This window comes from Micromonospora sp. HM134 (assembly GCF_007833915.1).
Taxonomy (GTDB): Bacteria; Actinomycetota; Actinomycetes; order Mycobacteriales; family Micromonosporaceae; genus Micromonospora; species Micromonospora wenchangensis.
In genome coordinates this window covers 4,632,430-4,657,460 of sequence record NZ_CP041061.1, presented here as the reverse complement: position 1 = coordinate 4,657,460, position 25,031 = coordinate 4,632,430, and the positions used below count along the sequence as shown (strand labels likewise).

Sequence of the window (25,031 nt, the reverse complement as noted above, 5' to 3'; positions counted from 1 at the left end):
GCGGTTCGCCCCGCGCCGGGCGTTACGGTCGCCCCGGACCGGGCGTCCCGGTGCCCGGGTTCAGGCGGACGCGGCCGGGCGCTGCGGCGCGGGGGTGGACTGCTGCGGCAACTGACGGGCCAGCAGGCCGGTGACCCCGGTCATGTCGAGGATGGTGGTCAGGAAGCGGGGGACGGCCCGCAGCCGGACCAGCGTCCCGACCCGTTGCCCCTCCCGCCAGGCGTGCACGATGACCGACAGGCCGGTGCTGTCGATGAAGGCCAGCCCGGAGAAGTCGAAGACGACCACCGCAGGGCGCTCCACCAGCACCCGGTCGACCTCCACCCGCAACGGGCGGGAGGTGGCGTAGGCCAGCTCACCGCCGACCGACAGGACCGGCGCCCCGGGGTCGGAGCGGTCCACCGACATGGTCAACGGGGCAGCCTCGGGTTTCCTTCCAGGGGGCACCACAGCACGCCTTTCCGCGAGGGCCGACGGTCGGGCCGGACTACGCCGGATCGTAACAACCCGCCGGTGGACCCGCAGGGATGCGCATCCGCGCAGGACGCCGTGCGGTGGCGGTGACCGCGTTCCGGCGTAGGCTGAGCGGAATAGATTGGAACATACGGCCTACATCCGGGATGCGCCGGATGGCGACAAGGGGAGTGGGGCTCAGCTGGTGAGTGCTGCCGACGTCAGGGGCTTCGACCCGGGCGACGGACGGATCTCCACGCCGAGTGCCGGTCGGGCTGCGGCGCGGTCCGCCGGCGCGCCCACCGGGCTGCCGCCGTTGGCCCCCGACCGGGTCGGCCCCGACCCTGCCCGGCCCGACCCCGTCCGGCCCGATCCGGACCGCGTCGACCCGGCCTGGTCCGAGGTCGTCGAACACTTCCGGGAGGGGCTGGTCGTCTGCGACGCCGACGGGATGGTCCGGCACGTCAGCCCGGTCGCCGCGCGGCTGCTGCCCGAGGTGTCCCCCGGCCGTCCGCTGGCCGCCGCCGGTCTCGCCGTGCTGACCGGGGCCGCCGCCGAGCCCGACGGGTTCGGTCACCACGGCCGGCGGCTGCGCATCCGCCGGGTGCCGCTGTCCGGCTCCCGCAGCTGCCTGTACGTCGAGGACGTCACCGACAGCGTGTCCCGGGCCGACGCGCTGCTCGCCGAGCGGGCCCGGTCGGCCTTCCTCGCCGTGGTCGGCGAGAAGCTGGGCAACCCGCTGCACCCGGACCGGGCCGCCGCCGCCGTGGTCCGGCTCACCGTGCCGACCCTGGCCGAGGTGGCGGTGCTGGTGCTCGCCCCCCGCTCCGGGCGGGCCCGGTGGTGGCGGGCGACCCGGGCCGACGACGAGTCGCCCACGGTGGACAGCGGCATGCTGCCCGCCGCCGCGCTACCCCCGGCGATCGTCGAGGGGTTGTCCGGTGTGGAGCCGCACACGGTCGACTGGCTGGTCGACCAGGCGGTCGAGGCCGGTTGGCTGCCGGGGCTCAGCGCCCGCGAGGTGACCGCCCGGGTGGTCCCGCTGCCCGGTCGGGACGCCCCGGCGGGTGTGTTGCTGGTGGCCCGGCGTACCCGCTGGTACGACGACGCCGACGTGGAGCTGGTGCGGGCCTTCGCCGCCCGGGCCGGCGCGGCGCTCACCACCGCGGTCCTCTACCGCAACCAGGCCGAGGTGGCCGACACCCTCCAGGCCAGCCTGGTGCCGGTGGAACCGGCCGAGGTGGCCGGGGGGCAGTGGGGCACGGCCTACCGGCCCTCCCAGGCGAGCCTGCGCATCGGCGGCGACTTCTACGGCGCGCACCGGCTGGCCGACGGCGGCGCGGTGTTCTTCCTCGGTGACGTCTCCGGCAAGGGGGTGGAGGCGGCGGTCTTCACCGGCCAGCTCCGCCAGTGCCTGCAGGCGCTCTACCGGGTCGAGTCGCGGCCCGGCCGGCTGCTGAAGCTGCTCAACGACGCCCTGCTGGAGACCACCCAGGCGCACGGGCAGGGCCGTTTCGCCACCATGGTGCTCGGGGTGGTCCGCCCGCACCGCGACGGCGGCCTGTCGCTGACCCTGGCCGGTGGCGGGCACCTGCCGCCGCTGGTGCTGCGCCACGGCGGCGAGGTGGAGACGGTGCCGCTGAGCGGCATGCTGATCGGCGTGGTGCCCGACCCCCGCATCGGCGAGGTCACCGTCCGGTTGGCGGTGGGGGAGACCTGCCTGCTCTACAGCGACGGGGTGACCGAGGCCCGGGGCGGTCGGCGCGGCGACGAGCAGTTCGGTCAGGACCGGCTGGTCCACGCCGTCACCGGCTGTCACCGGATGCCCGCCGCGGCGCTCGCCGAGCGGGTCGAGCAGGTCACCTGCGACTGGCTGGCGCACGGCGACCACGACGACATCGCGGTGCTCGCCCTGCGGGCCACCGGGCCGGGTGGCCGCCCCCGGCGGCACCTGCACTCGGTGCCGGCCGTGCCGGACCCGGCCGAGGAGAGGACGTCCCGACCGTGACCGCCCCGACCGTCCCGGCCGACCCGTACCGGGCCTTCGGCGACTTCCTCGCCTGCCTGGAGGAGGCCGACGAGTACGGCGCGATCGAGGTCGTCACCGGGCTGCTCGACGCCGGCGTCCCGGCGGAGCGGGTGCTGCTCGACCTGGTCGCCCCGGCGCAGACCGAGGTGGGCGAGCGGTGGGCCCGCAACGAGTGGAGCGTGGCGCAGGAGCACGCCGCGACGCACATCAGCGAGCGGGCGGTGGCGGCGGTCGCCGGGTACGCCGCTCCACGTCCGACCCGGGGACGGATCGTGGTGGCCTGCATGGACGGTGAGTGGCACGCCCTGCCGCCCCGGCTGGTAGCCGAGGTGCTGCGGCTGCGCGGCTGGCAGGTGACCTTCCTGGGCGCCAGCGTGCCGGCCGCCCACCTGGTGTCGTACCTGCACCGGCACGACGCGCACGCGGTCGCGTTGGCCTGCGCCCTGCCGATGCGGTTGCCGCAGGCACACCGGATGATCGAGGCGTGCCGGCGTTCGGACGTACCGGTGGTGGTCGGTGGCCGTGGGTTCGGCGCGGACGGCCGGTGGGCCCGGCGGCTCGGGGTCGCCTGGGCGCCGGACGCCCCGGGCGCGGCCGATCTGGTCGCCGACGAGCGGGCGCTGCGCCGGGTGCCCCCGGCCGACCTCGCCCACCTCGCCGACGACGAGTACGCCAGCCTGGTGAAGCGGCGCGGCGAGCTGATCGACTCGGCGGTGGCGGACCTGCGGGCCCGGATGCCGGCGGTCGGGGACTACACCCCGGCGCAGTGGGACGCCACGACGAGCGACCTGGGGTACATCGTGGACTTCCTGGCCGCCGCCCTCTACGTCGACGACGCGGAGCTGTTCACCGACTTCGTGACGTGGCTGGTGGCGATCCTGACCAGCCGGGGGGTGCCGGCCGGGTCGGTCGCCTCCACCCTGGGGCACTACGCGCGCATCCTGCGGGACTTCCCCCGGGCGGGGCGGTTCCTGGCGCTCGGCGCGGCGGCGACCGTCGCGTCCGGCGGGGTGCGGCACTGACGCGCCTTGCGGGCCCCCGGGGGAGCGCTGCGTATACTTGCTGCACTGCAAGGGTCTGCCTGTGGTGGGAGCGAGAGGGACGATGTTGACCTTCACCGTGACGCACGCCGAGCGGGACGGTGGCGGCGTGTGTCTGCGGCTCGCCGGTGAGCTGGACCTCAGCTCGGCCGGGGTACTCAACACCGAGATCGACCGGCTCGCCGCGGGCGGCCAGCGGCACCTGCTGCTCGACCTGACCGAGCTGACCTTCTGCGACTCCACCGGCATCGCCGCCTTCGTCCGGGGGGACAACCTCGCCGCAGCCCGGGGTGGCTGGCTGCGGCTGTGCGGGGCGACCGGCCGGGTGGACCGGGTCCTTCAGATCACCGGCCTGGCCGACGTGCTGCGCTATCAGCCCGACACCGCCGACCCGCGGTCGCCGTCCGCCCGGTGATGGGCTAAATTTCCCCGCCAGCGGGTGACCGCGCAGTTCCCGCTCCGCGGGTGACCGCGTTCGGTCAGGCCGCCAACGGGGTACCGAGACCGTCGTCCCCCGCTCGCCGACACAGACAGGTTGGACCCATGGACCGAGGCGCCACGAACCCCGTCCGCATCCTGGTGGTCGACGACGACCCGGGTGACGTGCTGATGATCGAGGAAGCCCTGGCGGACTCCGGCATCGCCAAGGTCATCGACGTGGTCGGTGACGGCCAGGAGGCGATGGAGTTCCTGCGGCAGGAGGGCCGGCACGTCGACGCCCGGCGGCCCGACGTGATCCTGCTCGACCTGAACATGCCCCGGATGGACGGGCGGCAGGTGCTCGGCGAGGTGAAGCAGGACGACGACCTGCGCACCATCCCGATCGTGGTGCTGACCACCTCCAACGCGGACACCGACATCGTGGGCAGCTACAGCCTCCAGGCCAACGCCTACGTCACCAAGCCGATCGACCTGGACGACTTCAACGACGTGGTGCGCCGGATCGACGAGTTCTTCGGTCGGGTCGTGGTGCTGCCCAAGCGTTCCTGACCGCCCGGGGTGTCCCGGCGCGTCGGGTCCGTCCCGGTCGTCGGCCCGAAGAGCCGCCCCGCAATTGCTGAACATTTTTCTCGAACCGCCCCGGGGGTCGTCGGCTGCCGCGAGGATCGAGCTGGGACAGACGTACCAGCTTCCTGGGGGGCGACACGTATGAGGTTCTCCGTCGTTGAGTCCGGCTACGACCGGCGACAGGTCGATTCCTGCCTGGACGAGCTCGGAGTCCGGTTGACCCGGCTCGCCGCGCGGGCGGAGGTGATCGCCGGCGCGGGGCGGGACTGGGACCAGATCCGCCAGGAGACCACCCTGCTCCTGGCGATGGTCGACCGGCGGCGGGCCGACGCCGACCGGGGCCCGGCCCGGCCGGCGGCCCCGGGTGCGGCCGACGAACTGCTGGCCCGGGCGCGGGCCGAGCTGGACGCCGCCCGGGAGGAGGCCCGGCAGTTGCGCGAGCGGGTGTACGCCGAGGCGGTGCAGGCCCGCCGCGAGTTCGAGGCGTCGCTGCACGAACGGCGGCACCGGGCGGCCCGGGTCGACCAGCTCCTGACCGGGCTGAGCGTCGAGACGGTGCCGGTCGACACCCCGACCGCCGCCGCCGGGGGTGTCCCGGCCACCCGGGTCGCCACCGGCACCGACGAGGTGACTGTCGACCAGCCCGAGCCGGGCACCCGGGTCGCCTGAACCACCAGGCGGGGCCGGGTCAGGTCAACGCGTCGACCACGGTGGTGGCCCGGTCCTCGTGCCGCGCGTACGCGCCGGGGTAGGCGGAGATCTGCACGGCCTGCGCGGCGGCGGTGATGCTGAGCTGCCGCCAGCCGGGGATCTCGGCCAGCGCGGAGTAGAACGCCCGCGCCGCGTAGGCGGGACGCATCAGCTGGGCGACCGTGCCCCAGCCGCTGCTCGGGCGCTGCTGGAACAGGCCCACCGAGTCGTGGTCCGAGCCGCTGCCCTGGTGCGGGTGGTCGTACGACTCGGGCAGCACGTCGCTGGCGAGGTTGTGCAGGTCGCTCTCCTGCATGGCGGTGGCGACGGCGACCACCAGGCCCCGGCGCGGCACCCCCAGCTCGACGCCGACCTCGACGATCACCTGGGCGTTGGCCATCTGCACCGGGGTGAGCCCGGCGACCGGGCGGGGCCGGGCCGGCTTGGTCGGCTTCGGCGCGGTGCTGCGGGTGGCCGACGGGCGGGGGCTGGCCGGCAGCGGGCTGGCCGGCAGGGCGGTCCGCTCCCGGGCCCGGGAGGCCCGCTGCTCCTCGGAGGCCCGGTCGGCCAGCACCTCCTGCACCGGCCGGGGCTGCCGGTCGACCCGGTGGGTCCCGGCCAGCGCGACGAGCCCCAGGCAGCAGGTCACACCCCCGGCGAGGGCGATCCGGGCGGGGGTCGAGGCGAGCGCGGCGCGGGCGCCCCGTCGGGGTGGCTCCGGCGCGCGGTGCCGGCCGATCCTCCGTTCGTCCGAGGCCACCGGGGTCGAAGGGGTGGCCGGGCGGTTCCGGGGCGGCTGCGGCGCGGCGGTCTCGTCGGGGTGCACCCGACGAGGTTAGAGAGGTTTCGGCCACGGACCGGCGGTGGTATGGGTGGCCTACGCCACAATCGGCCGGAATCCGCCCGGATATTCCCCGCATGCCCCTGTCAAAGCCGTGAACGACGCATGTCGTTAGTGTCGGCCATCGCCGTCATATCGTGATGGAGCGGGCAGGCTTCGGCCCTCGCGGGCCGCAGGCGGGGCATCAGCCGAACGGCGGAGGCGACGACCCGCCGTCCCGGCGGGGCCGCCTCACCCGGACGTGGCGGGGCCGCCGGCTCAGTGCCGGCCGTTCTCGGCCGCGCTCACCGTCAGCCGGTGCCGGCTGCCGTCGTCGCTGGAGAACGGCCACAGCCGGTCGGCGTACGCGACCAGCTCGGCCAACTGCTCCCGGCTCAACCCGGCCGACGAGATGCTGGCGTGCACGTCGGCCCGGTACCGGCCGTCGTCGTCGCGTCCCAGCTTCGCCTCGGCGGTCACCTGCACCGTGTGCGCCTCGTCGGTGATCTCCCCGGCCGCCTCGACCGCCGCGTGGTGCAGGCAGGAGGCGAAGGCGGCGGCGAGCAGCTGCTCCGGGGTCAACCCGGTGCAGTGCGGCGCGAGCGGCGACGCCAGCGCGGTGGACAGCTCACCGTCGTCGGTGCGTACGTGCCCGCCCGTGGCGGTCGCGCTGGCCTCGTGCAGCCAGGAACTCGGATCCGGCATCGCGTTCCCCCCTCATCCGTCGGCCGGATTCCCGGCCACGAACGGGTGAAACGCCCGGGACACGCCGCCGGCCGGGATCAGACCTGTCCGGTCCGGGACCAGTCGGGCAACGCCACCGCCTCGGTCGCCTCGGCGGCCGCCCGTTCGGTCCACGGCGACACCGGCGCGGTGCGGGGCCGGGGCACCGAGGCCAGCATCGGCACGTAGACCCGGGCGTCGACCACCTCCGCCAGCTCCAGGGCCGCCACCAGACTGCCGGGCCGCTCGCGCGGATCGTCGGCGAGGCAGCGCCGGCACAGGTCGGCCACCTCGGGCGGCAGCCCCGCGACCGGCGGCAGCGGCTCCGGCGTGATCTTCCGGCGGGACCCGACCAGCTGGGTGGCGGTGGTCCCCGCCGCGTACGGCAACTTCCCGGTGAGGCAGTAGTAGAGCAGCACGCCGACGGCGTACATGTCGGCGGCGGGGGTGGCCGGCTGCCTGTCGAACTGCTCCGGGGCCAGGTACGCCGGAGTCCCCACCAGCATGCCGTCCGGGCTGTGGTCGGGGGCGCCGGCCGGGGTGGCGATACCGAAGTCGAGCACCTTCGCCCCCGACGGGGTGAGCATCACGTTGGCCGGTTTGACGTCGCGGTGCACGATCCCGTGGGCGTGCGCCGCGGCGAGCGCGGCGGCCACCTCGGCGCAGACCCGGACCGCGATACGCCAGTCCAACGGGCCGGCCCGCAGGTGCGCGGCGAGGGTCTCGCCCTCCACCAGCTCCATCACGATGTACGGCATCTCCCGGCCCGGCAGGGTCGTCGAGGTGCCGAAGTCGTGGACGCTGGCGACGTTGGGGTGCACCAACCGGGCGGCGGACCGGGCCTCGGCCCTGATCCGCTCGACCGAGGTCTGCTCGCCCCGGTGGGCGGGGGACATCAGCTTCACCGCGACCGGCCGGTCCAGGACGATGTCGTGGGCCCGCCAGACCTCCGACATCCCACCCATGCCGATGCGCTGTTCGAGCTGGTACCGCCCGGCCAGCGTCCTCATCGACCCGCTCCCGTCCATGCCGACCGCGTCGCCGGGGTGGCGATGGCGCTGTCGAGCCGGTACCCGGCCGCTGCGCTGGGCAAACCGTGCCCGCTGCGCCCCGCACCCGGGTGGACCCGGTCGAGCGACCCCGGCCCGGTCCCGGGTGCGGTAGCTTGCCGTCAGTGGCCCGCGCGACCGCCGGCCACCGGAGGGAGGCCCCGATGGGCGAGGTGACCGTACGCTTCGTCGGCGGGCCGGCCCACGACCTGGTCCGTACCCTGCCGGCCGACCCGGCGGGGACGCCGCCCGCCCGCTGGGTGCTGCGCCACCCGGACACCCCGCCGACCCCCGGCGGGGGCGGCCCCGACCACCTCTACCAGCGGGACCGGCCGGCCGGCGACGGCCACTGGACGATGTCGTTCGTGCACACCTACCCGACCGGGGTGGGCCAGTAGTCACCCGGTCGGCCGGGCCGCGCTCCCGGAACGGCCCCCCGACGCCGCCCGGCCCGGTACGGTCGAGCGGGGCCGCCGCACCCGCACAGCGGGCACACAGGATGCGCATAGGTCAGCGCCAGTAACCGGTCCCACGATGGGGGCATGGTGACCGACGGGCAGACCGCACCACACCGGATCGAGTTGCGCCGCCCCGACGGCGAACCCGTCCGGGTGCTGGTGGTCGACGACGAACCCACCCTGACCGACCTGCTGTCGATGGCGCTGCGCTACGAGGGGTGGCAGGTGCGCAGCGCGGGCAACGGGATGGCGGCGCTGAGCGCGGCCCGGCAGTTCCAGCCCGACGCGGTGGTGCTCGACGTGATGCTCCCCGACCTGGACGGCTTCCAGGTGCTGCGCCGGCTGCGCGAGCAGACCCCGACCGTGCCGGTGCTCTTCCTGACCGCCCGCGACGCGGTCGAGGAACGGATCGCCGGGCTCACCGTCGGCGGCGACGACTACGTCACCAAGCCGTTCAGCCTGGAGGAGGTCATCGCCCGGCTGCGCGCCCTGCTGCGGCGTACCGGCTTCGCGGTGACCGCCCGGGAGGAGGCCGTGCTCACCGTCGGCGACCTCACCCTCGACGAGGACAGCCACGAGGTACGCCGGGGCGACGACCTGATCACCCTGACCGCCACCGAGTTCGAACTGCTGCGCTACCTGATGCGTAACCCGCGCCGGGTGCTCAGCAAGGCGCAGATCCTCGACCGGGTGTGGAACTACGACTTCGGCGGGCAGGCCAACGTCGTCGAGCTGTACATCTCGTACCTGCGTAAGAAGATCGACGTGGGACGGGCGCCGATGATCCACACCCTGCGCGGCGCCGGTTATGTCCTCAAACCCGCGCCGTGACCGGCCCGACCGGCTGCGTCGCTGGTGGGCCGGCTGGTCGCTGCGTCGTCGGCTGGTGCTCGCCGTGGTGGCGCTGCTCGCGCTGGTCAGCATCGGCATCGGCGGGCTGACCACGGTCGCGCTGCGGCACTTCCTGATCAGCCAGGTCGACGATCAACTCGCCATGGGCGACCGCCGCCACGACAGCAGGCTGCCCTGGGAACGGGCCCCGGATCAGCAGCGGCCCCTCGACCAGGTGACGAGCCGGCAGCCCGAGCCGCCACCGACCTTCCAGGTCGGCTCGATCGGGGTCCGGGTCACCCCACAGGGGGAGACCGTGGCGCGAATCCGGACCAGTTTCTCCGGCCCGACCGAAGCGCTCAGCGCCGCCGAGGCCGCCCCGCTGACCGGCCTGCCCACCGACCACAGGCCGCGCACGGTGGACCTCGGCGACCGGGGCGACTACCGGGCGGCGGCCCGCCAGCTCCCCGACGGCGACATCCTGGTCTTCGCCATCCCGCTCGACGTGGTGCAGGAGACGGTGTGGTGGATGGTCGTCGCCCAGGCCGGCGTCGCCGCCGCCGGCCTGCTCGTCGCCGGCAGCCTGGGCGCGTTGATCGTCCGGGTCACACTGCGCCCGCTGAACCGGGTGGCGGCCACCGCCGGGCGGGTCGCCGAACTGCCGCTGGACCGGGGTGAGGTGGCGCTGTCGGTACGGGTGCCCGCCGCCGACACCGACCCGCGTACCGAGGTGGGGCAGGTGGGCGCGGCGCTGAACCGGATGCTGGGCCACGTCGCCGCCGCGCTCGCCGCCCGGCAGGCCAGCGAGACCCGGGTACGCCAGTTCGTCGCCGACGCCTCGCACGAGCTGCGCACCCCGCTGGCCGCGATCCGGGGCTACGCCGAGGTGGCCCGCCGGGGCCGGGACCGGGTGCCCCCGGACGTGGCCCACGCGCTGCGCCGGGTCGAATCGGCCAGCACCCGGATGACCAGCCTCGTCGACGACCTGCTGCTGCTGGCCCGGCTGGACTCCGGCCGACCGCTGGCCACCGGGCCGGTCGACCTGACCGCGCTGGTGGTCGACGCGGTCAGCGACGCGCACGTGGCCGGCGACGAACACCGGTGGCAGCTCGACCTGCCCGACGAGGCGGTGGAGGTGCCCGGCGACGCCGTCCGGCTGCACCAGGTGGTGGCGAACCTGCTCGCCAACGCGCGGGTGCACACCCCGCCCGGCACCACCGTCACCACCCGCATCGCCCCGGTGCCCGACGCGGTGGAGCTCAGCGTCACCGACGACGGTCCCGGGGTGCCCCCGGAACTGCGCGACGAGGTGTTCGAACGCTTCGCCCGGGGCGACAGCTCACGGTCCCGGCAGCACGGCAGCACCGGCCTCGGCCTGGCCATCGTGGCCGCCGTGGTGGAGGCCCACCACGGCACCGTCGAGCTGGAGAGCCGGCCGGGCCGCACGGTCTTCACCGTCCGGCTGCCGGCCTCCCCGACGCCCCCGGACCACGCCGCGCCGGCGCCGCCGGATTCCACAGCCCACGCATAGCTCCGTCATGGGGCCGCCCCAACCCGCTCGTCGAGGCTGGCCGCATGGACAGAACCGAGAGCCTGCTGACGACGCCGGCCAGCCCGCCGGACGACACCGCGACCGCACCCGCATCGGGTCCGCCCGCCGCGGCGGGCGCACCGCCGGCCCGCGCGGCGTCGGCCCACCCGGACGGCGACCCCGCGGCACGCCGCGACCCGCGCTGGGTCAGGCCCGCGCTGGCGGTGCTTCTGCTCGGCACCGGCCTGCTCTACCTGTGGGGCCTGGGGGAGTCCGGCTGGGCGAACTCGTTCTACTCGGCGGCGGTGCAGGCCGGCTCCGAGAGCTGGAAGGCGTTCTTCTACGGCTCCTCCGACGCGGCCAACTCGATCACCGTCGACAAGACGCCGGCCGCGCTGTGGCTGATGGCCCTGTCGGTACGGATCTTCGGGCTGAACAGCTGGGCGATCCTGGTGCCGCAGGCGCTGCTCGGCGTCGCCTCGGTCGGCGTCCTGTACGCCACCGTCCGCCGCTGGTACGGCCCGGCCGCCGGCCTGATCGCCGGGACGGTCCTGGCGCTCACCCCGGTCGCCACCCTGATGTTCCGGTTCAACAACCCGGATGCACTGCTGGTCCTGCTGCTGGTGTGCGGCGCGTACGCCACCGTGCGGGCGGTGGAGACCGCCAGCACCCGGTGGATCGTGCTGGTCGGGGTGCTGGTCGGCTTCGGCTTCCTCACCAAGATGCTCCAGGCGTTCCTGGTGGTCCCGGTCTTCGCCGGGGTCTACCTGCTGGCCGCGCCGACCGGCTTCTGGCGACGGATCCGTCAGTTGCTGCTGGCCGGCCTGGGCCTGGTCGTCGCCGCCGGCTGGTGGGTGGCCACCGTGGAACTGGTCCCGGCCAGCGCCCGGCCGTACATCGGCGGTTCGCAGCAGAACAGCATCCTGGAGCTGACCCTCGGCTACAACGGGCTCGGCCGGATCACCGGCGACGAGGAGGGCAGCGTCGGTGGTGGTGCCCGGATGGGCGGCGGCGGTGGGCCGTTCTCCGGGCAGACCGGCTGGCTGCGGATGTTCGACACCGAGGTCGGCGGCCAGATCTCCTGGCTGCTGCCGGCCGCGCTGATCCTGCTCGTCGCCGGCCTGGTGCTGGCGGGCCGGGCGGCGCGCACCGACCGCCGTCGCGCCGGGTTGCTGCTGTGGGGCGGCTGGCTGCTGGTCACCGGGCTGATCTTCAGCTTCATGTCCGGCATCTTCCATGCCTACTACACGGTGGCCCTGGCGCCGGCGGTCGGCGCGCTGGTCGGCATCGGCACCGTCCTGCTCTGGCGGGAACGCCGGGCCGCCGCTGGACCCGTCACCCCGGTCACCGGTCCCGCGGTGCCCGCCGGGCCGATCGCCGCCCCGGGTGTCGACGCCGGGACGGCCCCCGGGGGCGCCCCCGCGACCGCGTCGGCGACCGGCGGTCGGCGGTCCCGGCGGTGGCAGGGGTGGTTCGCCACCGGCACCCTCGCCGGCACCCTGGCGGTGACCGCCTGGTGGTCGTGGCGGCTGCTGGGCCGTAGCGCCGACTTCCAGCCCTGGCTGCGGCCGGCCGTGCTGGTCGCCGGCCTCGCCGTGGCGGTGCTGATCCTGCTCACCCGGCGGCTGCCCCGGCGGCTGGTGCCGGTGGTGCTGGTGCTGGGCGCGTCGGCCGCGCTGGCCGGCCCGGCGGCGTACGCGGCGCAGACCGCCGGCACCCCGCACACCGGGTCCATCCCGAGCGCCGGCCCGAACGTGCAGGGTGGCTTCGGTCCGGGTCGTGGTGGGCCCGGCGGCCGGATGGGCGACGGCATGGAGTTCCCCGGTGGCGGCGGTTTCCCGGGTGGCGGCCGCTTCCCGGCCGGCAACGGGGACGGCGGCACCGGCCAGAACGGTCAGCCTCCCGGCTTCCCCGGCGGCACCGGTCAGAACGGCGGCCCCGGTCAGAACGGCGGCACCGGCCAGGATGGTGGGCGTACCGGGGGTGGCCAGGGGCGGATGGCCGGCGGCATGGGCGGCCTGCTCGACTCCCGGGAGCCGAGCGCCGCGCTGAAGGCGCTGCTGACGGCCGACGCCGACGACTACACCTGGATGGCGGCGACCGTCGGCTCCAACAACGCCTCCGGCTACCAGCTCGCCACCGGCCGGCCGGTGATGGCGATCGGCGGCTTCAACGGCAGCGACCCGTCGCCCACGCTGGCCCGGTTCCAGGAGTACGTGGCCGCCGGGAAGATCCACTACTTCGTCGGCGGAGGCGGCTTCCGGGCCAACGGCGGCAGCTCCGCCTCCCAGGAGATCGCCACCTGGGTCGCCGAGAACTTCACCGCACAGACCGTGGACGGGGTCACCGTCTACGACCTGACCAGCGCCGGACAGGAGGCACAGGGATGACCACGATCGGTAGCCCCCGGCCCGCCGTCGAGACCCGGACCGGCACCCCGACCGCCGTGCTCGACGTGGTGGTGCCCGTCTACAACGAGGAGGCCGACCTCGGCCCCTGCGTACGCCGGCTGCACGAGCACCTCAGTGCGCACTTCCCGTACCCGTTCCGGATCACCGTGGCGGACAACGCCAGCGTCGACGGCACCCTCGCCGTGGCCGAGGCGCTCGCCGCCGAACTCCCGCACGTCGAGGTACGGCACCTGGACGCCAAGGGACGCGGCCGGGCGCTGCGGGCCGCCTGGTCGGCCTCGGACGCCCCGGTGCTGGCGTACATGGACGTGGACCTGTCGACCGACCTGGCCGCGTTGCTGCCGCTGGTCGCCCCGCTCATCTCCGGCCATTCGGACCTCGCCATCGGCACCCGGCTGGCCCGGACCTCCCGGGTGGTGCGGGGCGCCAAGCGGGAGGTGATCTCCCGGGCCTACAACCTGCTGCTGCGGGGCACCCTCGCCGCCCGGTTCTCCGACGCGCAGTGCGGGTTCAAGGCGATCCGCGCGGACGTGGCCCGGGAGTTGCTGCCGCTGGTGCAGGACACGGGTTGGTTCTTCGACACCGAACTGCTGGTGCTCGCCCAGCGCGCCGGACTGCGCATCCACGAGGTGCCGGTGGACTGGGTCGACGACCCGGACAGCCGGGTCGACATCGTGGCCACCGCCCTGGCCGACCTGCGCGGCATCGGCCGGCTGGGGCGGGCGCTGGTCACCGGGGCGTTGCCGCTGGCCGCGCTGCGCGCGCAGTGGGGACGGGCGCCGCTGGCCGCCGCACCGGCGCGGGTGCCGGCCGGACTGCCCGCACAGCTTGCCCGGTTCGCCCTGGTCGGCGTGGTCAGCACGGTGGCGTACCTGGTGCTGTTCGTGGCGACCCGGGGGATGCTCGGCGCGCAACCGGCGAACCTGCTGGCGCTGCTGGTGACGGCGGTGGGCAACACCGCGGCGAACCGCCGGCTCACCTTCGGCATCACCGGGCGGCGGGCGGCCGGCCGGCACCACCTGCAGGGGTTGCTCGCCTTCGCCCTCGGCCTCGCGTTGACCAGCGGCGCGCTCGCCGGCCTGCACGCGGTCAGCACCCCGTCCCGGCCGGTCGAACTGGCCGTGCTGGTGGTCGCGAACCTGGCCGCGACGGCGCTGCGGTTCCTGCTGCTGCGCCTGGCGATGCACCACCGCCGGGGCTGACGGGCCGGGCCGGCGCGTCGTCGCCCCCGGGCCCCGCACGGACGGCCACCCGGCACCCGGGCGGCGCGCGGGCCCGCAGGACCCGGGCATGCCTCGCCGCCGCCGGTGTCGTCGACCGGGGCTGATGCCGGTGGCCGGTCCGGCGTCAGTTCACCGGCGTGACCACCCGGGACACCTCCGGCAGCGCGACGGTACGCGCCACCGCTCCCGTGGCCCCGGGCGAGAAGTCGGCGGTGGTCGCCCGGACGACCAGTTCCGGGGCCAGCCGCACCGACGAGGTGCTGCCCGAGCCGAGCAGGGCGAGCAGGGCGTGCAGGGCCTGCGAGCCCATGTCCCGCAGCGGGGTACGGATCGAGGTGAGCGGCACCAGGAGCTGGGCGTCCACGTCGATGTCGTTGTAGCCGACCACCGCCACCTCCCGGCCGACCCGCAGGCCGTGGTCGCGTAGGGTGCCCATCGCCCCGATCGCGGCGAAGTCGTTGACCGCGAAGACCCCGTCGGGACGACCGGTGTCCAGTAGCCCGGCCATCGCCGAGGCCCCACCGGCGACGTCGAAGGTGGACGGTGCGACCCACCGGGGGTCGACCGGCACGCCCCGGGCCTTCGCCGCGGCGAGGAACCCTGCGACCCGGTCGGCGGCGGTGCTGGCGTGCCCGGGACCGGCGATCACCGCCAGCCGCCGGCAGCCCACGTCGATCAGGTGCTCGGCGGCGAGCCGACCACCGAGCCGGTCCCGGCCGGTCACCGACGGGAAACCCCGGGAGGCCCGGCTGACCAGCACGAACGGAACCCCGTCGGCGGCCAGCCGGGCCAGCATTGGATCGTTGCGGCGGGCGTCACCGATGATCAGCCCGTCCACCCGTTCCCCGATCAACCGTTGGATGCGCAGCGCCCGCGCCTCGTCGTCGTCCCAGCTGCTGCTGACCACCGCCTGGTAGCCGGCGGCGGCAGCGGCGGCGTCGATGCCCTCGAAGACGGTGGCCAGCACGATGTCGGTGATCCGGGGGACCAGCACGCCGATCACCCCGGTCTTGCCGCTGCGCAGGCTGGCCGCCCAACGGTCCCGGTGGAAGCCCAGTTCCCGGGCGGCGGCGACGATCCGGGCCGCGGTCGCCGGGGCGACCCGGACGTCGTCGCCGCGCAGCACCCGGGAAACCGTGGAGACGTGCACCCCGGTGTGGCTGGCGACGTCGCGCAGGGTCACCCGCTTGTTCACTGTGCCTCCCGTGCCGCGCCGGTATCCGTACCCGGCAACCTAGCTGAGATGACTGCCCCCGTTCACATCGAAGGTCATGCCGGTGACCGTGGCGCAGGAATCGGAGAGCAGGAACAGCACGATGTCGGCGATCTCCTCCGCCGAGGAGACCCGGCCCAGCGGCATCCGGGCCCGCAGCCCCGCCTTCTGTTCGGCGGTGAGCCGGTCGTGCATCGGGGTGGCGACCGGGCCGGGCGCGACGGCGTTGACCCGTACCGCCTGCGGTCCGAAGTCGACGGCCAGGTGCCGCATCAGGCCCAGCACCCCCGCCTTGGCCGCCGCGTACGCCGTGCCCGACAGCCGGGTGCCGCCGTCGCGGGCGTTGAGGCTGCTCATCAGCACCAGCGACCCGCCGCCCGCCGCCGCCATCCGGGGCACCACGGCCTGGGCGACGACGAACGCGGCGGTGAGGTTGTTGCGCAGGGTGCGGTCCCACTCGGCGAGGCTGGTCTGTTCGATGCCACCGGCGCTGACCACCCCGGCCAGGTGGGCCACCCGGCGCGGGGTGCCGATCGCGTCGACGAATTCGCCCACCGCGACCGGGTCGGCGGCGTCCACGCCGGTGGAGACGTCCAGCACGTGCACCGTCTCGCCCCGGGCGCGGGCGGCGGCGACCACCGCCGCGCCGATGCCGCTCGCCCCGCCGGTCACCAGCAGGCTCACGACGTACCGCCGAGGATCTCGTCGCGGGCCCGCCGGTAGGCGTCGGAGAGCAGCATCTCCGGCTGGGAGTAGACGACGAAGCGGACGCCCCGGTCGATCCAGCGGCGGGCCTCCTCGGCGGAGTAGGCCAGCATGCCGGCGACCCGGCCGGCCGCGACCACCCGGTCGACGAACGCGACCGCGTGCTTCTCCACCTCCGGATGGGTGGGCTGGTAGCCCAGGCCCAGCTTGACCGACAGGTCGGCCCGGCCGAGCATCAGCACGTCGAGGTCGGCGGCGAGGATGTCGTCCAGGTTGGCCAGTCCGGTGGGGGTCTCGACCAGGGCGACGACCGTGGTGTTCCGCCCGGCCCAGGTCAGGTAGCGGTCGAAGTCGCCCCGGGCGGTGCCGTGCCCGGCGGCCCGCGCCGCCGAGCACAGCGTCCGGTCACCGACCGGCGGGTAGTGGGTCAGCCGGGCCGCCTCGACGGCCTGTGCCCCGGTCTCCACCAGCGGCAGCACCACCCCACCGGCGCCGCTGTCCAGGGACCAGAGCAGGTCCTTCTCCTCGATCCGGCGCAGCCGGACGAGCGGGGTGGTCCCCGCCGAGCCGGCCGCCCGGACCATCGCCAGCACGCTCTGCTCGTCGGCCGCGGCGTGCTCGGTGTCGACGATCAGGAAGTCGTAGCCGAGGGCGCCGAGGATCTCGCCGATCGCCGGTTCCTGGAGCAGGGTCAGGCTGCCGAGGGCGACGCCACCGTCACGCAGCACCTCGGCCAGCCGGCTCGGACGGGGAAACATCAGGACTCCAGCTTCTGGACGCTGCCGCAGTCGCGGTTGGCCGGCACCTCGCCGACGATCTTCAGGGCGGCGTCGACGACGGAACCGTCGTGCCACTCACCGACCTCCGGCAGCTTCTCGATGATCTTGTTGTCGAGCAGCCACTTGCCGTCCTCGGCGACCACCGTGGCGGTGTCCACCCGACCGTTCGGGTCCATGTACGGCCACTGGTCGGTGCCGTACAGCTTGGTGATCGTCTCCGCCGGCACCTTGGTCCGCTCGGCCACGATCTTGATGACGTCGTCCTTGTTGGCCGGGTCCTGGTAGTAGCGCACACCCTCCAGCCAGCCGGCCATCCACCGGGCCGCGACCTCGGGCCGCTTGCTGATGAAGTCCTGCGACATGGTGATCAGGCCCTGCTCCTGGTTCGGGGCCACCTCGTTCATCGCCAGCACCCGCTTGGCCTGCCCGTCGGTGATGAGCTGGTACGCCAGCGGCTGGACCACGAAGCCGGCGTCCACCGCACCGCTCTTGAGCGCGTTGGCCGTGTCCGGGTAGCTCAGGGTCACGATCTGCCCCAGGTCGGACTGCTTGAGCCCGACCTCACCCAGCGCCCGGTCCAGCCAGTACTCGGTGGTCGAACCCTTGGCCAGGATGGCGACCTTCTTACCCTTGAGGTCGGCCACGCTCTTGAGCCCGCCGTCGAAGGCCTGGGTCCGGGCCAGCAGGAGGTTGTCCGACGCGCACCGGTACTGCTGCCGGTCGGCCACCGCCCGCACCCGCAGCCCCTGGTTGACCGCGTTGAACAACGCGCCACCGGTGCCCGGGATGTTCACGTCCAGCTTGCCCTGACCCTGCACCGCGAGCCGGGAGTAGATGTCGGCGTTGCTGAACTCCACCTCGACCTGGTGCTTGCCGAAGAAGCCCTTCGCGTCGGCCACCATCATCGGGGCCAGCGAGAGGATCTCCAGCGAGTTGACCGTCACCTTGTCGGTGCCGCCGGAGCCCGTCGACTCCGCGTCGTCACCGCAGGCCGCGGTGCCGAGCAGCAGGCTCGCCCCCAACAGCGCGGCGATCACACCTTTTTGCTTGATTGTCGTGATCCGCTTGATTGTCATGATTGGCCCTCCGTCCAGCTGAAGAAGCGCCGCTGCACCCGCAGCGTCACCGTGGTGAGGAAAAAGCCCATCGCCGCGATCACCGCGAGCGTGGCGTACATGTTGTCGATCTGATAGATCTGCCAGTAACGCCAGGTCATCGACCCGACGCCGTCACTGGCGGCGAGGAACTCACCGGCGATCGTGCCCAGCAGGGCAAGCCCGGCGGCCAGCCGGATGCCGGCGAAGATGGACGGCAACGCGCCCGGCAGGACGATCTTCCAGAGGATCTGCTGCCGGCTCGCGCCCAGGTTGCGGGCCATCAGGATCAGCCGCTCGTCGACCTGGAGCACCCCCGACATCGCGTTCACCACCGCCGGGAAGAACGAGATGATGCCGGCGAGCACCACGATCGGCCGCCCGCCGGTGCCGAAGATGACCAGCAGCAGCGGCAGGATCGCCACCACCGGGATCGGGTACGTGATGGCGATCAGTGGATCGACCAGCACCCGCACCCACCGCGACCGTCCCATCGCGATGCCCAGCAGCGTCGCCGGGATCACGCCGAGCAGGAAACCGAGCAGGATGCGCTGGGCGGTGATCCCGATGTTCGGCAGCAGCTCCCCGGAGGAGAACAGGTCGACAAGCGCCTGCACACACTCCGACGGGGCCGGGAAGAAGGTCTTGTCGATCAGGCCGGCCATGCTGCCGCCCTGCCACAGCGCCAGCACCACGATCACCGGCACCATGCTGCCCAGCCCGCTGCTGAGCAGCCTGAACCCGCGACCCGGCGGGCGTTCCGCGCGGGGGTCCACCGCGTAGCGGACCACGGGTTCGTCGGCCGCCCGCTCCCGGGTCGGCACGGTCTGCTCGCTCATCGGTCCCCCTTCGCTTCCGCCCACTCGGCCGCCAGGGTGGCGTCCCGCAACTGCGCCCACAGGTGGCGCTTCAGCTCGGTGAAGCGCGGGTCCAACTCGACGTCGCGGGTACGCGGCCGGGGGAACGGCACCCGGATCTCCTCGACCACCCGGGTCGGTCGGGGCCCGAGCACGATGATCCGGTCCGCCAGCAGCAGCGCCTCCTCGATGCTGTGCGTGATGAACAGGACCGTCTTGCGGTGCCTCGACCAGACCTGGAGCAGCTCGTCCTGCAACAGGGTCCGGGTCTGGGCGTCCACCGCCGCGAACGGCTCGTCCATCAGCAGGACCTCGGGGTCGCTGGCCAGGGCCCGGGCGATCCCGGCCCGCTGGCGCATCCCGCCGGACAACTCGTGCGGCTTGTTGTCGGCGAACGCCTCGATGCCCATCATCGTCAGGTGCTCCCGGGCCACCTCCCGCCGCCTCGCGGCGGGCACCCCGCGCAGTTCCAGGCCGAACGCCACGTTGTCGGCGATGGAGCGCCACGGGATCAGCGCGTAGTCCTGCCAGACGATCGAGGTGAGCGGGCCGGCGGCGGTCCGCTCCCCGACGAACCGGATCTCCCCGTCGTCCGGCCGGCGCAGCCCGCCGAGCAGGCCGAGCAGCGTCGACTTGCCGCACCCGCTCGGCCCGATCACGCAGATGAACTCCTGCGCCTCGATCGTGGTGCTGAGGCTGCCGACCACCGACAGTCGGCTCCCGTCGGCCCGGGGATACCCCTTGGCCACATTGTCGATCTCGATGCGCATGGTCACTGCCCTCCGTGGGCCGGCAGGTCGGAGTAGTTGTGGTGCCACCAGTCGGCGATGTCGCGCCGCCGGGCGAACCAGACCCCGGGCAGGTCCTGCGCCCAGGCGATGAGGTCCCGCAGCGCGGAGGCCCGACCGGCCTGACCGATCAGCCGGGCGTGCAGCCCGATCGAGATCATCTTGGGGGAGGTCTCGCCCTCCTCCCACAGGTACTCGATGCCCCGCCGGCAGTTCTCGAAGAAGTCGGTCGGGTTGCCGTAGCCGGGGCTGAAGGCGAACCGGCCGTCGTTGTAGGTGTGGGTGTACGGCACCACCAGATGCCGCTGCCCCGCCACCTGCACCCAGTACGGCAGGTCGTCGTTGTAGGCGTTCGAGTCGTACCGGAAGCCGCCCTCCTCGACCAGCAGCCGACGGGTACGGTCCGACGGGGCGTACCGGGAGTACCAGCCGACCGGCCGTTCCCCGCACAGCTCGGTGATCGTCGCCACCGCCTGCCGGATCTCCGCGCGTTCCTCGTCCTCGGTCATCCCCGACGGCTCCCGCCAGCGCAGGCCGTGCGAGCAGATCTCGTGCCCGGCGTCGACGAACGCCTTGGTCAGCGGCCGGTTACGGGCCAGCGCCTCGGCGCAGCCGTACACGGTCACCGGGGTCTGCGTCCGGTCGAACAGCCGCAGCAGCCGCCACGCCCCGGCCCGGCTGCCGTACTCGTAGACCGACTCCTGGGACAGGTCCCGGTGCTCGGCGCTGGTCGGCGTGTAGGAGATCTCGCCGACCCACTCGTTGACGCTGTCGCCGTCGAGGAGGCTGTGTTCGGCGCCCTCCTCGTAGTTGAGGCACAGGCTCACCGCCACCCGGGCGCCACCGGGCCACTCGACGCGGGGCAGGTCCCCGCCGTAGCCGATGAAGTCCCGCTCGGTGCCGGGTTCGACTTTGATCACCATGTCGTCGTGTCCTTTCTGCCGGATGGGCCGGGCCCAGCGGGAACCGGCGGCGGGCCGCCGTCCGGATTCGGTGCCCCGCCGCGCACCAGCGCGGTGAGGTCTCGCAGTCGGGTCGCCCCGGGCGCGCGGGCCAGCCCGTGCAGCAGGTCGGCCGCCCCGGCCGGCACCCCCGGGGTACGCAGCAGCGCGGCGTCGACGGCGGCCAGGTCGTCGGCCGTCATCGGGTCCTCCCGGTCGCCGTGGTGGAACCGGGCCCGCCCGGTCAGCCGGGCGCCGCCGCGGGTCGTCACCTCCACCACCGCCGGTCGACCCGCCGGATATCCCTGGTCCAGCCCGGGGTCGTGGCGTACGGTCACCCGCTCGGCGAGCCGGGCGGCGCGGGCCCGGCGGTCGTCCGCCGGCCCGTCCGGGGCGCCCGGGTCGGCGCCGAGCAGCCCGCAGGCCACCACCCACGGGATGCTGAACTGGCGGGCCAGCCGCCCGACCGGACGACGCTCGGCGAGCAGGGCCGCCCCCGCGTAGGTGTGCACGGTCACCGCCGCCACCTCGTCGGCCGGCAGGTCCCGGGCCATCGCGCGGGCCACCGTCCACCCGGTCAGGGTGTGCGCGCACACCCCGACCGGCTTGAAGTACGCGTCGGGCAGCAGCGGTCGGGGCAGCAGCGCGGCGTCCACCGGCCGGCCGGTGTCGCCCTGGTGGACGGTCCGGCCGAGGTGGGGCAGCGCCGGGCCGGTGGCCGGGAACCCGGCGTCGGCGAGCCGGGCGACGGTCAGCCCGTTGGCGGTGCCGAGGGCGGGCAGCAGGTAGTGGGCGGCGTGGCCCCGCCGGGTGTCGGCCTCCGGCCCGGCCAGCGCCACGGTCAGCGCCAGGTTCACCGTCGTGGTCAACCCGGCGGCGTCCTGACCGGCGACGGTCCCGGCGGCGGCCGCCGCCGCGCCGGTGCCCCACCCACCGTGCGGGTGGACCCCGGGGCGGGGCGCGCCCAGCAGCAGCCCGAGCCGGGCGCCCACCTCCCAGCCGACCGCCAGCGCCCGCAGGAACACCCGCAGGCTACGGTCGTCGACCTCGGCGGCGGCCAGGGCGGCGGCGTACGCGTGCAGCCCCGGGTGCCCCCGGGATTCGCGCAGACCCTCGTCGCACTGGCTGACGGTGATCGCCGCCGCCGTCACCGCGGCGGCCCGCGCCGGTTGGTCCGTCCCGCCCGGCGCGGCCAGCAGGCTGCACCGGCCGTCCGGGTCGCCCGCGGTGTCGAGCCCGGCGGGCAGGTGCCCACGGGCCGCGACGGCGTTGGCGGTCAGCCGGGCCGCCACCTGCCGCACCAGCACCTGTCCGGTGCCGGTGGCCAGCAGCGTGTCGGCGGCCTCGACGGCACCGGCGACGAGCATGGCCAGCACGTCGCCGCGGGCGTCCCCCCGCCGGTGCCCGGTCACGGTGTGATCACCTGCTTGCCGAGCACCCGCCGGTCGGCGAGCGCCTGGTGGGCCCGGCCGGCGTCGGCCAACGACAGGACCGCGTCGACCCGGGGGGTGAGCTGGCCCGCCGCGACCAGGCCCAGCACCCGGGCGATCTCGTCGGGACGCTGGCTGCGCGACCCGCGCAGCTCGTACTCGTTGCGGAAGGTCTCGATGAGGTCGAGGTGCGGGTGCTCCCCGGCGTGGCCCCCGCCGACGATCAGCCGGCCGGTGGGGGCGAGGGTGCCCAGCGCGGCCTCGAAGACGTCGCCGCCGATGTGTTCGACGATCACGTCGAAACCCGCGCCGCCGGTGATCTTCCGGGCTTCGGCCGCCCAGTCGGGGTCGCGGGTGCTCAGCACCGCGTCCGCGCCGAGCGAGGAGACGAAGTCGGCCTTCGACGGGTCGCCGATCAGGCCGACGACCCGGGCGCCGCCCAGCTTGGCGAGCTGGACCACCGCGTGCCCGAGCCCACCGGCGGCGCCCGGGGCGAGGACCCACTCGCCGGGGGCGAGCCGGCCGATGGAGTACAGGGTGCGCCAGGCGGTGCCGAAGGAGATCGGGGTGGCGGCGGCGACCACCGGGTCGAGGTCGCCGATGTCCAGCAGGCCGCGTGCCGGGGCCACCGCGTGCCGGGCGTAGCCGCCCCACCGGGTGATGCCGGGCATGTCGGCGTTCGGGCAGAGGTTGGCCCGCCCGGTCAGGCAGCGGGGGCAGCTCCCGCAGGGCGTGTTGGGCAGCACCAGCACGCGGTCGCCCGGGGCCCGGCCGGTGACCCGGGAGCCGAGCTGCTCCACCACGCCGACGACCTCGCGGCCGAGCACGTGCGGCAGCCGCAGCGGCATCCGGGACACCCCGCTGCGCAGGTCGGCGTCGAGGTGGTTGACGGCGACGGCGAGTACCCGCAGCACGACCTCGTCGGGGCCGGGGGCGGGCAGGTCGACCTCGGTGAGGGTGAGCGTCTCGGGGCCGCCGTACCCGTTCATGGTCACTGCTTCGGTCTTCACGCGCGACGTCCTTCCACCATGGTGCGCAGGGCTTCCGGCACGGCGCCGGGTTCTTCGACGGCCAGGGCGAGGGTCAACGCGACCCGGGCCTGGGTGCCGGTGAGGTCACCGGCGAAGAGTGCGCCGGCGCGGGCGAGGGTCGCCCCGCCGCCGGCGTAGACCGGCCGGACCCGGCCCGCGCCGGTCCGGCTGGTGATGACCACGGGTACGCCGCGGCGGCGGGCCTCCGCGATGGCCTCGGCGACCGCGGGTGGGGCGTTGCCGGCGCCGAACGCCTCGACCACGATCCCGGCGGCCCCGGCGTGCAGCGACGCGCGCAGGTGGGTGCCGTCCGCGCCCGCGACGAGCTTGACCAGGTCCACCCGGGGCAGCCGGGCGGGGATCGGCAGGTGCGCGTAGTGGCCGCCCCGGGCGGCGGTGGAGACCCGCAGCACGCCGTCCGGGTCGACCAGGGCCAGCACGCCGGCCGTGCCGCCGGAGAACGCCGAGACCGCCGAGGTGTGCACCTTGCGGCTCTCCACGGCGGCGTACGCGACGCCCCCCATGACCGTGGCCGCGCCGAGCGGCCGGGGTGCGGTGACCACCCGGATCGCGTCGGCGAGGTTGCGCCCGGCGTCGGAGTCGGGCTCGTCGGCGCCGCGCTGCGCCCCGGTCAGCACGACCCGGGCGTCGGGCCCGGTGAACTGCCCGGTCAGGTAGGCGGCCTCCTCCAGCGTGTCGGTGCCGTGGGTGACGACCACCCCGGCGAAACCGTCGGCGAGCTTGGCCCGCACCGCCCGGACGGTGGCCAGCATGTCGTCCAGGGAGAGCGTGAAGCTCGGCCGGCAGGACAGGTCGAAGCCGTGGATCTCCGCGTCGGTCGTGCCCGTGACGTTCTTCAGCAGGTCCGTGACGGAGTCGGTCACGGCCAGGCCCTCGTCGGGGTCCCACCGCGACGCGATCGTCCCACCGGTTGCCAGAACCGCGATCCGCACCGGCCACACCCCCTTTGCGCAAACGATTGCTCAATCGAGGTGATGACAGTTGCACAAACGTTCGCCCTACACAAGAGCTGCGGGAACGTGAACCCGTAGAAGTTATGGATCGGTGGCCGGGTCGATGACGTACGGATGTCGCGCCTGTTGCGGTGTCCGTCGTCGTCCGGTTCCCGGGCCGCCGCGGTGTCGCGTCGCGGCGGCCGGCCGGCGGCGTGGCAGGCTGGGACCGTGTACCGGGAACGACCCGCCGGGGTGATCGACGGAGCGGTGCTCTGGGCCAGCGAGAGCCGCCCGGACGCCCCGCCGACCCGGGTGCTGCCCGACGGCTGTCTCGACCTGCTCTGGTCCAGCCGGGCGGGCCTGCTGGTCGCCGGCCCGGACCGCACGGCGCAGCTCAGCGTGTCGACGCCCGGGGAACGCTGGCGCGGGGTCCGGTTGCCGCCCGGGGTGGGTCCGGCCGTCTTCGGTGTCCCCGCCGACGAGCTACGGGACCGCCGGGTACCCCTCGACGCCCTCTGGGGGCGTGCCGCCGTCCGGCTCGCCGAGCAGCTCGGCGCGTCGCCCACCGCCGCCGCCCTGGCCGCGGTCGCCGCCGTCCGGCTAGCCCGGGGAGGCGGCGTCGACCCGCTCGGCCCCCGGGCGGCCGAGATGCTCGCCGCCGGCGCCACGGTCACCGCGACCGCCGCCGAGGTCGGCCTCGGTCCGCGCGCCCTGCACCGGCGCAGCCAGGCCCTCTTCGGGTACGGCCCCAAGACCCTCGCCCGCATCCTGCGGCTGCACCGCGCCCTGGCGCTGGCCCGGCGCGGCGTCGGACTGGCCGAGGTGGCCGCCCGCGCCGGCTACGCCGACCAGGCCCACCTCACCCGCGACGTCCGGGACCTGGCCGGCGTCCCACCGACCACCCTGCTCGCCCGCTGACGGCCGTGGCGGGTCCGGGTCGCCGGTCCCGCGCCCCGGGCCGTGCGTCTTTC

Annotated in this window: 25 protein-coding genes; 11 read left to right on the top strand and 14 right to left on the bottom strand. The window is 74.7% G+C overall.

The genetic code is table 11. The features are described 5' to 3' along the window. Positions 1-60: 60 nt before the first annotated feature. Positions 61-408, bottom strand: a complete 348-nt coding sequence (locus tag FJK98_RS19990) for an STAS domain-containing protein (RefSeq protein ID WP_205789537.1) — start codon at positions 406-408, stop codon at positions 61-63. 250 nt (positions 409-658) lie between these two features. Here FJK98_RS19990 and FJK98_RS19985 point away from each other — a divergent pair, with 250 nt between their 5' ends. The 5 genes from FJK98_RS19985 to FJK98_RS19965 all read left to right on the top strand — a co-directional run bounded on the left by FJK98_RS19985 (position 659) and on the right by FJK98_RS19965 (position 5,199). Further along, positions 659-2,461, top strand: a complete 1,803-nt coding sequence (locus FJK98_RS19985) for a PP2C family protein-serine/threonine phosphatase (RefSeq protein WP_145920384.1) — start codon at positions 659-661, stop codon at positions 2,459-2,461. Then, positions 2,458-3,504, top strand: a complete 1,047-nt coding sequence (locus tag FJK98_RS19980) for a B12-binding domain-containing protein (protein ID WP_145920383.1) — start codon at positions 2,458-2,460, stop codon at positions 3,502-3,504. The genes FJK98_RS19985 and FJK98_RS19980 overlap by 4 nt, the downstream gene beginning before the upstream one ends. A gap of 82 nt (positions 3,505-3,586) precedes the next feature. Further along, positions 3,587-3,937 (top strand): STAS domain-containing protein, encoded by a 351-nt coding sequence (locus tag FJK98_RS19975; RefSeq protein WP_228543643.1) that lies wholly within the window; start codon positions 3,587-3,589, stop codon positions 3,935-3,937. 128 nt (positions 3,938-4,065) lie between these two features. Then, complete coding sequence (locus tag FJK98_RS19970) at positions 4,066-4,512, top strand: response regulator (RefSeq protein WP_088645276.1); 447 nt, start codon at positions 4,066-4,068, stop codon at positions 4,510-4,512. Between the two features lie 159 nt (positions 4,513-4,671). Then, positions 4,672-5,199 (top strand): ATPase, encoded by a 528-nt coding sequence (locus tag FJK98_RS19965; RefSeq protein WP_145920382.1) that lies wholly within the window; start codon positions 4,672-4,674, stop codon positions 5,197-5,199. Positions 5,200-5,218: 19 nt separating this feature from the next. Here the strand turns inward: FJK98_RS19965 and FJK98_RS19960 are convergent, their stop codons facing one another. From FJK98_RS19960 to FJK98_RS19950, 3 genes are all read right to left on the bottom strand, one after another. Beyond that, positions 5,219-6,046 carry a hypothetical protein gene (locus FJK98_RS19960; RefSeq protein WP_168222513.1) on the bottom strand — a complete coding sequence of 276 codons (828 nt, stop codon included), beginning with the start codon at positions 6,044-6,046 and terminating at the stop codon, positions 5,219-5,221. 273 nt (positions 6,047-6,319) lie between these two features. Beyond that, the gene (locus FJK98_RS19955) at positions 6,320-6,745 is read right to left on the bottom strand and encodes an OsmC family protein (RefSeq protein WP_145920381.1); all 426 of its coding nucleotides are present in this window, start codon (positions 6,743-6,745) and stop codon (positions 6,320-6,322) included. Positions 6,746-6,822: 77 nt separating this feature from the next. After that, complete coding sequence (locus tag FJK98_RS19950) at positions 6,823-7,773, bottom strand: serine/threonine-protein kinase (RefSeq protein WP_145920380.1); 951 nt, start codon at positions 7,771-7,773, stop codon at positions 6,823-6,825. Between the two features lie 203 nt (positions 7,774-7,976). Between FJK98_RS19950 and FJK98_RS19945 the strand changes: the two genes are divergently transcribed. The 5 genes from FJK98_RS19945 (at position 7,977) to FJK98_RS19925 (ending at position 14,245) form a co-directional block, all read left to right on the top strand. After that, positions 7,977-8,210 (top strand): hypothetical protein, encoded by a 234-nt coding sequence (locus FJK98_RS19945; protein WP_145920379.1) that lies wholly within the window; start codon positions 7,977-7,979, stop codon positions 8,208-8,210. Between the two features lie 144 nt (positions 8,211-8,354). Then, entirely contained in the window at positions 8,355-9,101 is a 747-nt protein-coding gene (locus tag FJK98_RS19940; RefSeq protein ID WP_088645272.1) for a response regulator transcription factor, read from the top strand. Next, on the top strand, positions 9,079-10,632 hold the full coding sequence (locus FJK98_RS19935; RefSeq protein ID WP_145920378.1) for a HAMP domain-containing sensor histidine kinase: 1,554 nt from the start codon (positions 9,079-9,081) through the stop codon (positions 10,630-10,632). Before FJK98_RS19940 ends, FJK98_RS19935 begins: the two co-directional genes overlap by 23 nt. A 44-nt stretch (positions 10,633-10,676) precedes the next feature. Further along, on the top strand, positions 10,677-13,022 hold the full coding sequence (locus FJK98_RS19930; RefSeq protein WP_205789056.1) for a glycosyltransferase family 39 protein: 2,346 nt from the start codon (positions 10,677-10,679) through the stop codon (positions 13,020-13,022). After that, entirely contained in the window at positions 13,019-14,245 is a 1,227-nt protein-coding gene (locus FJK98_RS19925) for a glycosyltransferase (RefSeq protein WP_145920377.1), read from the top strand. The genes FJK98_RS19930 and FJK98_RS19925 overlap by 4 nt, the downstream gene beginning before the upstream one ends. A 145-nt stretch (positions 14,246-14,390) precedes the next feature. Here the strand turns inward: FJK98_RS19925 and FJK98_RS19920 are convergent, their stop codons facing one another. Genes FJK98_RS19920 through FJK98_RS19875 form a run of 10 tightly spaced genes read right to left on the bottom strand, consistent with a single transcriptional unit; the run spans position 14,391 to position 24,057 of the window. After that, positions 14,391-15,461: a LacI family DNA-binding transcriptional regulator gene (locus FJK98_RS19920; protein WP_145920376.1), complete on the bottom strand. Its 1,071-nt coding sequence runs from the start codon at positions 15,459-15,461 to the stop codon at positions 14,391-14,393. A 39-nt stretch (positions 15,462-15,500) separates the two neighbouring features. After that, positions 15,501-16,163: an SDR family NAD(P)-dependent oxidoreductase gene (locus tag FJK98_RS33290; RefSeq protein WP_168222512.1), complete on the bottom strand. Its 663-nt coding sequence runs from the start codon at positions 16,161-16,163 to the stop codon at positions 15,501-15,503. Beyond that, positions 16,160-16,942: an HpcH/HpaI aldolase/citrate lyase family protein gene (locus FJK98_RS19910; RefSeq protein ID WP_145920374.1), complete on the bottom strand. Its 783-nt coding sequence runs from the start codon at positions 16,940-16,942 to the stop codon at positions 16,160-16,162. The genes FJK98_RS33290 and FJK98_RS19910 overlap by 4 nt, the downstream gene beginning before the upstream one ends. Further along, positions 16,942-18,039: an ABC transporter substrate-binding protein gene (locus FJK98_RS19905; RefSeq protein ID WP_145920373.1), complete on the bottom strand. Its 1,098-nt coding sequence runs from the start codon at positions 18,037-18,039 to the stop codon at positions 16,942-16,944. Before FJK98_RS19905 ends, FJK98_RS19910 begins: the two co-directional genes overlap by 1 nt. Further along, positions 18,036-18,896 carry an ABC transporter permease gene (locus tag FJK98_RS19900; RefSeq protein ID WP_145920372.1) on the bottom strand — a complete coding sequence of 287 codons (861 nt, stop codon included), beginning with the start codon at positions 18,894-18,896 and terminating at the stop codon, positions 18,036-18,038. Before FJK98_RS19900 ends, FJK98_RS19905 begins: the two co-directional genes overlap by 4 nt. Further along, the gene (locus FJK98_RS19895) at positions 18,893-19,684 is read right to left on the bottom strand and encodes an ABC transporter ATP-binding protein (RefSeq protein WP_228544614.1); all 792 of its coding nucleotides are present in this window, start codon (positions 19,682-19,684) and stop codon (positions 18,893-18,895) included. The genes FJK98_RS19900 and FJK98_RS19895 overlap by 4 nt, the downstream gene beginning before the upstream one ends. 2 nt (positions 19,685-19,686) lie before the next feature. Further along, complete coding sequence (locus FJK98_RS19890; RefSeq protein ID WP_145920371.1) at positions 19,687-20,625, bottom strand: polysaccharide deacetylase family protein; 939 nt, start codon at positions 20,623-20,625, stop codon at positions 19,687-19,689. Then, complete coding sequence (locus tag FJK98_RS19885) at positions 20,619-22,055, bottom strand: MmgE/PrpD family protein (RefSeq protein ID WP_145920370.1); 1,437 nt, start codon at positions 22,053-22,055, stop codon at positions 20,619-20,621. The genes FJK98_RS19890 and FJK98_RS19885 overlap by 7 nt, the downstream gene beginning before the upstream one ends. Beyond that, positions 22,052-23,083, bottom strand: a complete 1,032-nt coding sequence (locus tag FJK98_RS19880; RefSeq protein ID WP_145920369.1) for an alcohol dehydrogenase catalytic domain-containing protein — start codon at positions 23,081-23,083, stop codon at positions 22,052-22,054. Before FJK98_RS19880 ends, FJK98_RS19885 begins: the two co-directional genes overlap by 4 nt. Beyond that, positions 23,080-24,057 (bottom strand): asparaginase, encoded by a 978-nt coding sequence (locus tag FJK98_RS19875; protein ID WP_168222511.1) that lies wholly within the window; start codon positions 24,055-24,057, stop codon positions 23,080-23,082. Before FJK98_RS19875 ends, FJK98_RS19880 begins: the two co-directional genes overlap by 4 nt. Positions 24,058-24,288: 231 nt before the next feature. Here FJK98_RS19875 and FJK98_RS19870 point away from each other — a divergent pair, with 231 nt between their 5' ends. Further along, a complete protein-coding gene (locus tag FJK98_RS19870; RefSeq protein ID WP_240762180.1) occupies positions 24,289-24,978 on the top strand; it encodes a helix-turn-helix domain-containing protein in 690 nt (229 codons plus the stop codon). Positions 24,979-25,031 lie beyond the last annotated feature (53 nt).

Bases quoted from the DNA above. Each gene is read 5' to 3' on its own strand.
- FJK98_RS19990 (WP_205789537.1), bottom strand. From the start codon at position 408: ATGTCGGTGGACCGCTCCGACCCCGGGGCGCCGGTCCTGTCGGTCGGC.
- FJK98_RS19975 (WP_228543643.1), top strand. From the start codon at position 3,587: ATGTTGACCTTCACCGTGACGCACGCCGAGCGGGACGGTGGCGGCGTG.
- FJK98_RS19970 (WP_088645276.1), top strand. From the start codon at position 4,066: ATGGACCGAGGCGCCACGAACCCCGTCCGCATCCTGGTGGTCGACGAC.
- FJK98_RS19965 (WP_145920382.1), top strand. From the start codon at position 4,672: ATGAGGTTCTCCGTCGTTGAGTCCGGCTACGACCGGCGACAGGTCGAT.
- FJK98_RS19955 (WP_145920381.1), bottom strand. From the start codon at position 6,745: ATGCCGGATCCGAGTTCCTGGCTGCACGAGGCCAGCGCGACCGCCACG.
- FJK98_RS19950 (WP_145920380.1), bottom strand. From the start codon at position 7,773: ATGAGGACGCTGGCCGGGCGGTACCAGCTCGAACAGCGCATCGGCATG.
- FJK98_RS19945 (WP_145920379.1), top strand. From the start codon at position 7,977: ATGGGCGAGGTGACCGTACGCTTCGTCGGCGGGCCGGCCCACGACCTG.
- FJK98_RS19940 (WP_088645272.1), top strand. From the start codon at position 8,355: ATGGTGACCGACGGGCAGACCGCACCACACCGGATCGAGTTGCGCCGC.
- FJK98_RS19935 (WP_145920378.1), top strand. From the start codon at position 9,079: ATGTCCTCAAACCCGCGCCGTGACCGGCCCGACCGGCTGCGTCGCTGG.
- FJK98_RS19930 (WP_205789056.1), top strand. From the start codon at position 10,677: ATGGACAGAACCGAGAGCCTGCTGACGACGCCGGCCAGCCCGCCGGAC.
- FJK98_RS19925 (WP_145920377.1), top strand. From the start codon at position 13,019: ATGACCACGATCGGTAGCCCCCGGCCCGCCGTCGAGACCCGGACCGGC.
- FJK98_RS19910 (WP_145920374.1), bottom strand. From the start codon at position 16,942: ATGTTTCCCCGTCCGAGCCGGCTGGCCGAGGTGCTGCGTGACGGTGGC.
- FJK98_RS19905 (WP_145920373.1), bottom strand. From the start codon at position 18,039: ATGACAATCAAGCGGATCACGACAATCAAGCAAAAAGGTGTGATCGCC.
- FJK98_RS19900 (WP_145920372.1), bottom strand. From the start codon at position 18,896: ATGAGCGAGCAGACCGTGCCGACCCGGGAGCGGGCGGCCGACGAACCC.
- FJK98_RS19895 (WP_228544614.1), bottom strand. From the start codon at position 19,684: ATGCGCATCGAGATCGACAATGTGGCCAAGGGGTATCCCCGGGCCGAC.
- FJK98_RS19890 (WP_145920371.1), bottom strand. From the start codon at position 20,625: ATGGTGATCAAAGTCGAACCCGGCACCGAGCGGGACTTCATCGGCTAC.